Source organism: Effusibacillus lacus (assembly GCF_002335525.1).
GTDB lineage: Bacteria > Bacillota > Bacilli > Tumebacillales > Effusibacillaceae > Effusibacillus > Effusibacillus lacus.
This window is the reverse complement of sequence record NZ_BDUF01000004.1, coordinates 1-11,728: the sequence shown is the minus strand read 5'-3', so window position 1 is coordinate 11,728 and position 11,728 is coordinate 1. Positions and strand designations below refer to the sequence as shown.

Annotated in this window: 14 protein-coding genes and 3 tRNA genes; 3 read left to right on the top strand and 14 right to left on the bottom strand. The window is 49.0% G+C overall.

All coding sequences use genetic code 11. The annotated features are described in order from the left end of the window. Positions 1–37 precede the first annotated feature (37 nt). The 3 genes from EFBL_RS00785 to EFBL_RS00775 all read right to left on the bottom strand — a co-directional run bounded on the left by EFBL_RS00785 (position 38) and on the right by EFBL_RS00775 (position 1,680). Positions 38–271 (bottom strand): hypothetical protein, encoded by a 234-nt coding sequence (locus EFBL_RS00785; RefSeq protein WP_096180238.1) that lies wholly within the window; start codon positions 269–271, stop codon positions 38–40. A gap of 298 nt (positions 272–569) precedes the next feature. Then, positions 570–857, bottom strand: a complete 288-nt coding sequence (locus EFBL_RS00780; RefSeq protein ID WP_096180237.1) for a hypothetical protein — start codon at positions 855–857, stop codon at positions 570–572. Between the two features lie 202 nt (positions 858–1,059). Further along, complete coding sequence (locus tag EFBL_RS00775; protein ID WP_096180236.1) at positions 1,060–1,680, bottom strand: CAP domain-containing protein; 621 nt, start codon at positions 1,678–1,680, stop codon at positions 1,060–1,062. A 119-nt stretch (positions 1,681–1,799) separates the two neighbouring features. Between EFBL_RS00775 and EFBL_RS00770 the strand changes: the two genes are divergently transcribed. After that, on the top strand, positions 1,800–2,723 hold the full coding sequence (locus tag EFBL_RS00770; RefSeq protein WP_096180235.1) for a selenium metabolism-associated LysR family transcriptional regulator: 924 nt from the start codon (positions 1,800–1,802) through the stop codon (positions 2,721–2,723). Positions 2,724–2,736: 13 nt separating this feature from the next. On the opposite strand, the gene EFBL_RS21590 is transcribed toward EFBL_RS00770, so the two are convergent. From EFBL_RS21590 to EFBL_RS00740, 8 genes are all read right to left on the bottom strand, one after another. Continuing rightward, entirely contained in the window at positions 2,737–2,868 is a 132-nt protein-coding gene (locus EFBL_RS21590) for a hypothetical protein (protein ID WP_269432668.1), read from the bottom strand. A 376-nt stretch (positions 2,869–3,244) separates the two neighbouring features. Beyond that, positions 3,245–3,335 (bottom strand) — tRNA-Ser (locus EFBL_RS00765). A gap of 85 nt (positions 3,336–3,420) precedes the next feature. Next, positions 3,421–3,495, bottom strand: a tRNA-Val gene (locus EFBL_RS00760). A 134-nt stretch (positions 3,496–3,629) separates the two neighbouring features. Next, a tRNA-Leu gene (locus EFBL_RS00755) sits at positions 3,630–3,716 on the bottom strand. 383 nt (positions 3,717–4,099) lie between these two features. Continuing rightward, positions 4,100–5,527 carry a branched-chain amino acid transporter BcaP gene (bcaP, locus tag EFBL_RS00750; protein ID WP_096180234.1) on the bottom strand — a complete coding sequence of 476 codons (1,428 nt, stop codon included), beginning with the start codon at positions 5,525–5,527 and terminating at the stop codon, positions 4,100–4,102. A gap of 124 nt (positions 5,528–5,651) precedes the next feature. Further along, positions 5,652–6,635 (bottom strand): 2-hydroxyacid dehydrogenase, encoded by a 984-nt coding sequence (locus tag EFBL_RS00745; RefSeq protein ID WP_096180233.1) that lies wholly within the window; start codon positions 6,633–6,635, stop codon positions 5,652–5,654. A gap of 99 nt (positions 6,636–6,734) precedes the next feature. Next, positions 6,735–6,902: a hypothetical protein gene (locus EFBL_RS20390; RefSeq protein WP_165912549.1), complete on the bottom strand. Its 168-nt coding sequence runs from the start codon at positions 6,900–6,902 to the stop codon at positions 6,735–6,737. An 82-nt stretch (positions 6,903–6,984) separates the two neighbouring features. Beyond that, positions 6,985–8,070 carry an HD-GYP domain-containing protein gene (locus tag EFBL_RS00740; RefSeq protein WP_096180232.1) on the bottom strand — a complete coding sequence of 362 codons (1,086 nt, stop codon included), beginning with the start codon at positions 8,068–8,070 and terminating at the stop codon, positions 6,985–6,987. 145 nt (positions 8,071–8,215) lie between these two features. On the opposite strand from EFBL_RS00740, the gene EFBL_RS00735 reads away from it, so the two are divergent. Both EFBL_RS00735 and EFBL_RS00730 read left to right on the top strand, forming a co-directional pair. Then, positions 8,216–8,428, top strand: coding sequence for a hypothetical protein (locus tag EFBL_RS00735; RefSeq protein ID WP_096180231.1), 213 nt, complete (start codon positions 8,216–8,218; stop codon positions 8,426–8,428). Between the two features lie 40 nt (positions 8,429–8,468). Beyond that, positions 8,469–9,119: a hypothetical protein gene (locus EFBL_RS00730; protein ID WP_096180230.1), complete on the top strand. Its 651-nt coding sequence runs from the start codon at positions 8,469–8,471 to the stop codon at positions 9,117–9,119. A gap of 2 nt (positions 9,120–9,121) precedes the next feature. Here EFBL_RS00730 and nfsA read toward each other — a convergent pair whose 3' ends face one another. From nfsA to EFBL_RS00715, 3 genes are read right to left on the bottom strand one after another with little or no spacing between them, the layout of a single operon-like run. Beyond that, complete coding sequence (nfsA, locus tag EFBL_RS00725; protein ID WP_096180229.1) at positions 9,122–9,859, bottom strand: oxygen-insensitive NADPH nitroreductase; 738 nt, start codon at positions 9,857–9,859, stop codon at positions 9,122–9,124. Then, complete coding sequence (locus tag EFBL_RS00720) at positions 9,856–10,467, bottom strand: TetR family transcriptional regulator (protein ID WP_096180228.1); 612 nt, start codon at positions 10,465–10,467, stop codon at positions 9,856–9,858. Before EFBL_RS00720 ends, nfsA begins: the two co-directional genes overlap by 4 nt. A gap of 41 nt (positions 10,468–10,508) precedes the next feature. After that, positions 10,509–11,090 carry an HXXEE domain-containing protein gene (locus EFBL_RS00715; protein ID WP_096180227.1) on the bottom strand — a complete coding sequence of 194 codons (582 nt, stop codon included), beginning with the start codon at positions 11,088–11,090 and terminating at the stop codon, positions 10,509–10,511. Positions 11,091–11,728: the final 638 nt, after the last annotated feature.

Below are 11,728 nucleotides of genomic sequence, written 5' to 3'. Positions count from 1 at the left end.
CACCGTCCGGGAACGGTGGGTGTGCTGCTGTATGATCTTAACTGCGGCGGGTCTGGCTTCTTGCCGCTGCCTGAGCAATGTCAAAGTCGACTCGGGTAATAATGGCCGATTCGCGAATCCAGTTCTGAACTTCACGACTGATAGTCGGAGATACGTACTTGGGAGCACCGTACATTTCCACAAGTTCCTTCTTGGTAATATCATGCTTCTGAATGCAATGATAGTTGGTCAGGATCTCCATAAGCTCTCCACATACTGGACACTGAAACATTGACATTCCTCCTAAACGGCCGAAGTCCGGCCAGAATATAGGTCGTGCTGGGTCCTGTATCTCCAATATTCAGTTGTTTTCCACAGTTTACTTGAAAAATGGCTAGTTTACAAGGGACTCCAGACTGAACTTACAAAAAATTCAAGTCTCCCCCCGCTTGTTTCTAGGTCTTTGGATACATGTCCGAAGCCCTAATCTCTACTGTTAGTACGCTATGTGCCGTTTGCCCGTCTCATTCCAAACGAAAACGAACATCGTGCCATCCATACTCGAAACGGCACAATGTTCGTTTTACAGCCTATTTTTTAATTTTTGCAAACACATCCATCATGTAATTGAGGAAAACTCCAATCGCACCGGCATAATAAGCGATTTTCAATATCCATCCGGTCGGATCCAGAGGCATCATGTGAGCAACGATCAACAAAGGCAAAACACTGAAAAGAATGCCGGATTTAAGGAAATTGGTAAACTTGCCGACGCTAAAAGACTGTGCCCTCAAAGACTGAAAAACTCCCAGCAATACATTCAAACCAATTGCCGCCAGCACCAGCCAGAGGGCATACAGCATGTACCCTGAGACCATTCCTCTTTCCTCCCCAAAAAGTATACAAGCAATTGCTTTGTTACTACTTTATGAAAAGCGAGAGGAATGTTCGATAGACAAAAGCGGATTTTTATCACGTAATCCATTAACTTTTGACAAGCGGTATCAGCAGGAAAAAAATCTTGACTTCAGTCTCCACAAAATCGATCCTCTCCCGTATTGCGGGAAGGACCGGATCTTTTTAACGAGTAACAAACATTTGGGTATAATAAACTCTCATGTTTCCGCCTAATGCCACACCACAGCCAAGTTCTGTGAATGAAGGATTCATGATGTTTCGGCGGTGTCCGGGTGAATTCAGCCAGTTTTTTACCACTTCTTCCGGGGTCGGCTGACCTGCTGCAATATTCTCACCGGCTCCGCGGAACGAAACGCCATAGGCCCGAAGCATGTCAAAAGGAGATCCGTATGTCGGGCTTTGATGGGAGAAATACCCTCTGTCCCGCATGTCCTCCGATTTGTGCCGGGCCACCCGGGTGACTTCCCAATTATAGCGAAGGGGTTTTAGTCCGTTCGCAGCTCGGGCCTGATTGGTCAGCTCCAAAACCCGCCGCTCGAAGCTTCGAACCTTTGGATCCACTTGCGGAATCAGGAGTTTTTGCCCCGGATAAATCAGGTTCGGATTTTTCAGCTTGTTCTGTCCGACAATCTCATCGACTCCGACTTGAAATTTCAGTGCAATCTTCCATACTGAATCCCCCGCTTTCACAGTATAAGGAACAGGGGGAGTTTCCGCCCTTGCAGGCTGACCGGCTGCAAGCAGGGAAAAGCAAAGCAAAACGGCAAGCGACAGTCGTTTCATTTTGGCTGCCTCCTTGGGGTTTCTGCAAATCCAATTATAATTTGCTCTATCCCCTGTTCTTTCATCCTGAATCATGTACAATGAAAGCAAAGATCCTCAAGGAAACAGGGGGAAAACCCATGCAAATTCAACTGCTGGTATTTGTAACCGTTGTAGAGAAGAAGAACTTTTCCCGTGCGGCTGAATCGCTGAATATGACGCAACCGGCCGTTTCCCAACAGATTCATTCTCTGGAGGATCATTACGGAGTCAAGCTGTTTGAACGGAACAGCAAGCGGGTGGAACTGACAAGAGCGGGAGAGATTCTTCATGACTATGCGGTGCAAATCCTCAATTTGCACCAGGAAGCCCGACAGGCCATTAATGATTTGGTGGGGCTTGTAACCGGCAAGTTGATGATTGGGGCTTCTTTGACCATCGGAGAATATGTGCTGCCGCGGTTGCTGGCTGTATTTACCCGGCAGTTTCCGGACGTGGAAGTGGCCGTATCAATCGGCAACACGGAGGTCATTGCCGACAATGCCCTGAACAGCCGAATTGACGTAGGACTTGTCGAAGGACCGGTCAACCCGGCGAATCTTATGATCACCCCATTCCTTGAAGATGAAATGGTATTGATTGTTCCGTCCCGGCACCGTTTGGCATCTGTCGATACTGCGGAAACATCCGATTTGTCGAATGAAACTTTCATAGTGCGGGAAGTGGGATCCGGAACCCGGTATGTGGTGGAGGAAGTGTTTCGGACTTTGGAATTTCACCCGAAGCGGGAAATCCAGTTTGGTTCCACACAGGCGATTAAAGAAGCGGTCGAAGCAGGACTCGGGGTGGCCTTCATTTCCAAATGGAGCATTCAGAAAGAAATTCAGTTGGGGACCCTGTCGGCAGTCCGTGTGAAGGGCCATTCGTTCCCAAGACCTTTTTCGGTCATTTGGAAAAAGGGGCAGTTTCAAACCCGAGCCATGAAAGAATTTGTCAACCTGACTGGCTCATCCGATTTTTTGACCGCATTGGAAAAGGGTTCATTCCCTTCACCTTTGGAATGAACCCTTTTTTTAATCAGGATTTGTTCTTACGTTTTCGCAGATAGAAAGCAGGCAGCTGGTACTTCTTGTTCCGCGCCAGCCAGAAACCGGCTGACGCCAACCCCACAACAGCCAGAATCGACACGGCCCAGGATATGGACTCCATCCTCATCCCCCACTTTTTCATTAGTCATCTTATTATTGCCCTGTCTTCCGCAACTTAAGTAGAGTATCCCTGGACGGTATACTGATTTTTTCCAGGACCGCTATCTCCACGTTGCAGTCCGACTCGCACGCCGAACAATAAAAAACTGTCCGAGAAAGCAGTTCGAACTGCTTTCTCGGACAGCCCTGTTTACTTATCTGGCGGAGAGAGTGGGATACGGACGCAAGCGTCCGGCTGCAAAGTAAATCCTATCGAAGCGCAGTTCCGACGACCCACCGATGTATTTACTTCCGAAGCATAAGCGGGCGTGGGTTCTCATCCCACCTACCAACGAAAGTAAACGAAAAGGAGCGGAAACCGCTCCTTTTCGTTTATCTGGCGGAGAGGGTGGGATTCGAACCCACGAGACGGTTCCCCGCCTACACGATTTCGAGTCGTGCTCCTTCGACCAACTCGGACACCTCTCCAAGAAACAACCCCAGAAAGTGCGATAAGCTCACGGAGTACTCCGGGTACTTTCTGGGGATCCCACGTATGTAGTGGGCATCATAGTGGTGCGGCTAATAGGAATCGAACCTATGGCCCCCACCGTGTCAAGGTGGTGCTCTCCCTCTGAGCTATAGCCGCGCGATAAAGATTTTTATTTTTCGGGGCCCCGCATAGCGTGACCCGGTGCTTGCACCGTGGCACGACTTGTGCCCTGTGGGTGCAAAGTACTCGGAATAAGCTGGGAACCTGTTCTTCACTTTGTGGGGTTTTACTGGTGCGGTCGAGAGGACTTGAACCTCCACGAGCTTGCGCCCACAAGAACCTGAATCTTGCGCGTCTGCCAATTCCGCCACGACCGCATCGCAACAGTGACGAATGTAATGATACTATGCCCGAACAAGAATTTCAAGAGCATTCTCGAAACAAATCCAACAGATACCCGAAGTTTTTTCACCTGTTCTTGTCCTTATCAGCTTTTTCTAGGGTTTGCTCATTGATCAACCAGGATAAATAAACGTTGACATGAATAAATATTCAAACTACAATTAGAACTAGCTTGAGGACAACTCAGGCAACCCACCTTCGTTTGGTTCGGAAAAAGAGGCGCTTCCCCATAGCGTCTCTTTTTCTGTGTCTGATCCAGTTTCCTTACACCCAAGCCACCGAGTATTGATGATTCCATACAAAACAACACCCCTGGTACATCGGCGAGCACCGATTGTCCAGAGTGTTTTCTTTCATATCAGTTGTGGGCCCTCAACGTACTATGACGGCGGCTGTATGTGAAGTAGACTGCCAAACCGATCAGGAGCCAGACCCCGAATAATGTCCAGGTGTCAGCGGGGAGTTGGGACATCAAGAAGATGCAGAAACCGGCAGCCAACAACGGAATTGCGGGTACAAACGGAACTTTGAAGGAACGCGGAAGATCCGGACGGCTGTACCGAAGGACTATTACACCGATGGAGATCAGCGTAAATGCCGCCAAAGTTCCGATGTTGACCAACTCCGCCAATTTGTTGAGGGGGAAGAACCCACCCAAAGCGGAGGCAATGACACCAATTAGCCAAGTGCTCCGATAAGGCGTTTGGAATCGGGGATGAACGCCGGAGAACATCCTGGGCAACAGCCCGTCCCGGGACATGGCGAAGAAAATACGGGTCTGCCCGTAAAGCATCACCATCAACACCGTTGTAATCCCGAGAATGGCCCCAAGGGATACGAAACCGGCAACCCAGTCTTGTCCCGCAACTTGCAGCACCAAAGAAATCGGTGCCGGATCATCCAGCTTCGGGTAAGGAACGATGCCCGTCATCAGCGCGGACACAATAATATATAGAACTGTGCATATGGCCAGGGATGCAATAATGCCAATCGGCAGATCCCGTTTCGGATTTCTGACTTCCTCAGCTGCTGTTGCAACCGCATCAAACCCGATGTAGGCGAAGAACACAAATGCAGCGCCGCTGAACACCCCGCCCCAGCCGAAGGGCATGAAAGGAGTCCAGTTGGCAGGTTTGACATACCACACCCCAACAACAATGAACAACAGAACTACCGCTACTTTAATCAAAACCATAATGTTGTTCAAACGGGCCGATTCCTTTACCCCCCGGCTCAACAACCACGTAATCAGCAGCACGATCAGGAACGCCGGCAGATTGAAGACTCCTTCCGGGGTGTCAACGGATGCCACCACGGGAGGCAAGTGAAGACCGAAGCCGTTTAGCAGTTTCTGGAAATACCCGGACCATCCGACAGCAACCGTACTTGCTGCAAGCAGATACTCAAGAATCAAGTCCCAACCGATAATCCACGCAATAATTTCGCCCAGAGTAGCGTAGCTGTAAGTGTATACGCTCCCGGACACGGGAACCGCAGATGAAAATTCCGCATAACACAGCGCCGCAAACGCGCAGGCAAAACCTGCAAAAATAAAAGAGAGCGGAAGGGCTGGCCCGGCATGTTTGGCAGCTGCAACACCTGTCAGGACAAAAATCCCGGTTCCGATGATCCCGCCAATTCCAAGCATGGTAAGGTCAAAGGCACCGAGCGCTTTTTTCAGCTGATGTCCCTTTTCTTTCTCAGCCAATAACGTTGAAATGTCTTTTGTTCGGAATAAACTGGAAATAAAGGCAGCAATAATTGCAACGGCTCTTGCGATATTCATGTTAAGTACTCCCCACTCCATCATGATGTCCCTATTGTTTGCAAAAACATGTTTTTCATTATAAAAAAGGCCCACTGGAGAGCCGTTACTACCGCTCATTAAACAGGTCATCAAACATTGTCCGTCAGTCATTATAAACTATCGGGTTCGCACAGAACAACAATTTTTCCCCAGCCAAGCCGGCAGCCAGATTCTTGGCGGCAAGCACTGCCATTGCTGTTCGGGTGGCAATGCTCGCGCTTCCGATATGAGGAAGTGCCGTAATGTTGGGAAGTGACAGAAGCGGATGGTCCGGCGGAGCCGGTTCATGTTCGAACACATCTATGCCTGCCGCCCAAATCTTGTTGTCTTTGAGCGCCTCATACAATGCTCTTTCATCCACATTCTGCCCTCTTGATGTATTGATAAAAATGGCGGATGGTTTCATCATGTCAAACTCTTTCCGCCCCATCATCCGGTACGTTTCCGGAGTGGAAGGCGCAAGCAATACCACAAAGTCGGACTCCCTCAATAAATTCTCAAGGGAGCGGTATTGAGCATTCAACCGTTCCTCGATTTCATGCCGGCGGGTCCGGTTGTGGTAAAGAATCTTCATGCCAAAACCGGCTGCCCGCTTGGCAACAGCTTCCCCAATCCGCCCCATTCCAATGATGCCGATTGTCGCTCCATATACATCCGGTCCCGTCAACAGCATGGGGGCCCAGCTTTTCCACTTGCCATCCCGCAAGAAGTCGGCCGCTTCCACAATCCTTCGGGCGGTAGCCATCAGCAAGGCAAATGTCAGATCGGCGGTTGTTTCTGTCAGTACGCCCGGTGTGTGTCCAACCGGAATCTTCCTGTTCGTTGCCTCTGCCGTGTCAATATTGTCGTACCCAACCGCCATGGTACTTACGACCCGCAATCGTGGGGCTCCTTCAAATATTGCCTTGTCGATTCTATCGGACACGTTGGCCAAAATGCCCGCCGCATCCCGAATCTCCTGCAGCAGGACTTCCCTCGGGATCGGTTGCTCCTCGGAATCCCACAGATATGCTTCCGCGTGTTTCCTGACAATTTCCAGTGCTTCGTCCGGGATTCTTCTTGTGATGACGACTTTAGGTTTGTCCATGTTCCACCTCTTCCAATTCCACTGATTCACAATCACCTGTTATAAATATACAAGAAAAAGCCCGGAATTCCTCTGCTTTAAGAAATCCCGGGCCAAGTCCTACCCTTTTTTCCTTTCCGCAATGTAACAGTCAGCTTCCGGGTACACCTCCCGAATTCGTGCCAGTTCCAGTTCCACTACCTGATCTTCGCTGATGTCATCCGGGACAACCAATTCCTTCTCATTGAGAATCCGGTTCTGGAAGATGGTCCGTACTACGTAGATCATTCGCATGCCTCCCCCATTCTGTTACTTGAAGTATATTACGGGGATTCCGTCATCTTCCCTTAAAGTTGGAAGAGGGGTCCTTTTACAACGGATCTTCACATTCCGTTACCATCACCGACAAATGGGTCGACAGGTCAATTTCGTAAGGTTTCACATTTTCTCCTTTTTCATTTTTCAATACACGGACGATCGGACGGTGCGGGTGTTTGGAGTTCACATCCACGACGACCGCTCGTTCGCCGGTTGACAAGGCCACCATCATGCCTACCGGATATATAACAATATGATTCCGGAACTTGGTCATTAAATCCATATCATACTTGTCGGTGGAAGCAAAAATGATATCAAGCGCTTCATGCGGCAGATATCCTTTTCGATAGGAACGGTTCGAAATGAGAGCGTCATAGACATCAGCCAATCCCACGATCTTTCCATACAAGTGAATCTCGTTGTCTTTCAGCCCCCGGGGATAGCCCGAACCATCGATTCGCTCATGGTGTTGCAGTGCACAGTGCGCCGACAAAAGCGGGATGTCCGGGAATTCTCGCAAGATGTCATACCCGTAGGTGGGGTGCTTCTTGATTTCCGAGAACTCGGCCGGGGTCAGAGCCCCGGGTTTCTCCAATATTTCAAGCGGCACCATGGTCTTTCCAATATCGTGAAGCATTGCCCCAATCCCCAGTTCAATCAATTGGTTGCGGTTAAGCCCGACCGCCATGCCCAACGCGGCCGAATAAATCCCCACATTGACCGAATGGGTGTACAAATAATTGCTCGAGGTATAGATCTTGGACAGATGAATCAACAGCTCTTTCCTGTCCTGCAATTCATGCAGAATATCCTCAAATGCCTTGCGAAATTCGGTTCCCAGTCTGGAAAGAGAGATGGTCCGGTTCCACTTTTTTGCTTCAATCATGGAAGAAAAAGTATCATGCACCATCTGGACAGCCCGTTGTCTGGTTTCATCGGAAACCGAATCTTCCGGCACAATATCGTCTGTCCGTGAATCAGACACATACACGGTTTCAATCCCCAATTCCTGCAACCGCCGGATCATCCCCGCAGTTAATTCTACACCTGCCCCCACAAGGACTCTTCCTGTCTCGGTGAATACTGGCCTGCCAAGTTTATCTCCTGGTTGCAAATAGGTTGTTTGTGTAATATGCATGCTGCAGCCACCTTAAATTGGGATTCTCGTTTTTCAGATATTCAAATAATTCGTCAAGTTCTCCCTTTTAACCTTCTTTTTCCATGCACACCCTTCCTCCCTCCTACATATGGATAACTGTATTTCCACGAAGGAAGGGACATACATGGCAGGCAAACCGCAACAGAAACCAGCTTCCAAACCCGGGGGGAAGAAGAAAAAGTCTGATGCCCATCCGCAACCGCAGATGAAAATCGTAACCGTGGATACATGCATTGCATGTCCGGCGAAATGTCAGCGGGGAATCGTTTACATGAACAAAATGGGCCAACCGGGAGCCATTGGCTATGGAGTGCCTTGCATTCTTACGTTGAAATAAGGATGGGCTTCACGTATCATGGGGTCGAGGAGGTCTGACGATGCTGCAAACCATTCTCGACCTTTTTACATATCCGGGGCGGACCATCGACCGCCTCTTGGCTGAGAAAAACTATGTAAAGTCCAATAAAATCTTCTTTTTGACAATGGTCGTTGTCAGCTTGTCAGCTGTTGTCACTCTTTATTTGATGCAGAGGGGGACAGCGGTAACCCATCCGTGGTTGCTTGCAGTTGCGGCAATAGCCCCAATTGGCGGCTTGCTTTTCACCCGTTTTCTGTTCCGCCAACTGGTGCCGCTGGGACTGTTGATGGTCAACAACCGGAACTTTCCCAGGGACCCGGTTGAAAGAACCGCTCGCTCCCGAGAGCTTTACTTACTGTATCCGTATCACGTAATGCCGCTGGTTGTCCCGGCCCTTCTGCTTCCGTTTGCAGCTGCTCCCACCGGACAGGACTCCTTTCACCTTCTGGCAAAACTGGTGCTGATGATTGGATATGTCCTTCTAAGCTGGAGCGCCTTTGCATTTCAAATCGTGGTCATGGTGCTGATTATCAAGCGCATTTACGGAGTATCCACCGGACAGGCATTCTGGGGGCCTCTGTTGGCTTACTTGCTGTTCGGGGTGTTACTGTCCATTGTGGCCATTACGATTGGATTGCTGATTGCGTTCGTTTTTCGTTTCTCTTTGTAAGTTCATTCGAAACGAAATCCCTGTTCTTCCAGAAAGGCCCGCATATGGGCACGAACCGGCTGACGATATTTGTCGGCCATTTCTTTTGACCAGACGGTATCCCGCTTCCCCTTGGTTCTCTCCAGGTAATACTCTCGCATCACCTGATCGTACTTTTCAATCTCCAGCCTTGTTTTGCTGCTGTCATATGTATTGCGATGGTAGACCGCTTCTGAGGCCAACCGGGGTCTGATGCCGGGATCATGATCGGGAACGCCCACACACATGCCAAACACCGGATACACAAGTTCGGGAAGCATGAGCAGCTTTGACACCTCCCGCGGGTTGTTTCGAATTCCGCCGATATAGACGATGCCAAGCCCCATGGATTCGGCTGCCACAGCAGCATTTTGCGCCGCCAAAGCCACATCCACCGTAGCTACAATAAAATTCTCCATGGTGCCATGAACCATCTCGGTGTCCTGGAGGGTGCATGCTTCCCGCAATCGGAACATATCAGCACACCATATCAAGAACAACGGACATTGTTCCACATAAGCCTGGTTTCCGGTCAAAACGGCCAATTCTTTTTTCATTCCGGGATCCGTTACGCCAATCACGCTGTAGGCTTGTACATTGCTTGAGGAGGAAGCCATCTGTGCGGATTGAATAATGGCGAGAATCTGATCCTCCGACAGCGGTTCGGTTTTGTATTTGCGAATTGATCGATGCTGTTGCAGGAGTTTAACGGTTTGGTTCACTCCTTGTCACCCCCGTTGACATATTGATATCCAAGTCCACCGAGTATAAACCGGGTTGTGTCTTCCACCCGTTTTTCCAAGGGTTGTTCCTCCCCTTGGGTCAGTTCCAGATGAATCCGGTTGCTGTTTGGCAATACCAGCGTGCTTATGATTAGCAGCACCGTGTGGGTCGTGGATCGGAAGTGAAAGATTCCCTGCTCCCTTCCTTTGTCCAGCAATTCCCCCAGTCTCCTCCAGATTGGCAAGGCATATTGCATAATCCTTTCCAGCCTGGGACTTTCCATAAAGACTTCCTGCTGCATGATTCTGGCCAACTCCGGATCCAGCATCCGGAACCGGATTGTCTCGGCAATCAGGAATTTGATTCCCTTCACCGGATCCTGCAATTGCTCTTCGTGTTCGTGCAGTTTTTTTCCCGGAAAGAATGTGTCGATCAGGGCGTAGAACACATTTTCCTTCCCGCCGAAATGGTAGGAAACGAGCGCCACATTGGCCCCCGCCTCCTCACAGATCTGACGCACCGTCGTTCCTTCAAAACCGTTCTTCGCAAATAGTTTCTTGGCAGCCAGCAGGATTCTCAGCTTAACATCTTTTGGATCCGTGTCCATACTCTCCCTCCTTTACACCCGTACATAATGGGAAGCGCAACTCAATTCACCAGTCCGGTCTCCTTGCCTGTGCATCGATCCCCGGAACCGGAAGGAACCATATGTCTCCCCGCAGCAAGCGCCGTTATTACAACAGGGACTGCCAGCAAGCTCAGCAGTACACATAGCCCTACTGTTTGCCATCCGATCAATCCGCTGTCAAACAAACGATGGTACACATAAGCCGAGTAGGGAAGCACTATGGTAACAGCCGTTACAACCCCGGGGGTGTAGGCGCCGAGCAAAAGAGACTGTCCCGCATGGGTGAACACGTGAAGAAAGGCCACGGTGATGCAAGTGACAAAGAACAGGTAGCTTCCTTCGTTTGCAGCCAGGAAAGTGGAAGACGAGACAAACACCAGGATCACTGTAACTGCTACGGCAAACTGGGCGGTTGTCATGTTCAGTATTTTTTCAAAATTGGTAGCCAGCCTGGCTGACAGCAACCGGTTCAGCTTGTGCCTGTTTCTCCGTCCCCACCCCTCAACAGTAATGATTTCCTCCAAATCATGAAACATGAACACAACCGGGAACAACCAGACAACCGTCTTCAAATCAAGCCAAGCATCCAAGTAAGCCATCATTGTCATCCCCTCCAAAGTCTTAATCTGACGCTGCGCCGGTACCGTTACACGTTTAAACTTTTGTTTTAAACAACCAATTAAAACATATGTTTAACACGAATATACGCAAATCATCCCTACATGTCAAGTTACTTTTTCCAGCGGCTGTTTCCGATGTGAATATTGCCACCTGTTAGCAGCCATCTTCGAGCAAAATAGAACTGGATTTCAGGCCTAATTTTGATGATTCAAAGATACTTCCAGATATAAGACTGTTTTTCAGCCCTATATGCTATTTTTTACTTGCCAGCTCAAAAAATTCCTCGAATTAGGCTGAAAATCAGTTCTATTAGGGAGAGAAAATCAAGAAATATAAAATAGGACTGATAATCAGACCTATTCCCCGATACGCATGCTTTATATAAAAATTGGCTATACGGATTATCGTGTTGATCAGCCCTTTGTAATTTCCAGTTGGTTGTTTGGTGTATTAAATCTTTAAAATATGCAACAAATAGAATAAAATGTCGTTATACAAATGCCATTAGAAGAAAGATAATATATACTGTCAAGATTCAGTGAAAATGTCACCTTAACTGTTCTATGAAAATGTCACTTTTTAGTTCCCCCCTCGTTTCATACGAAGGGGTTTCAAGAAG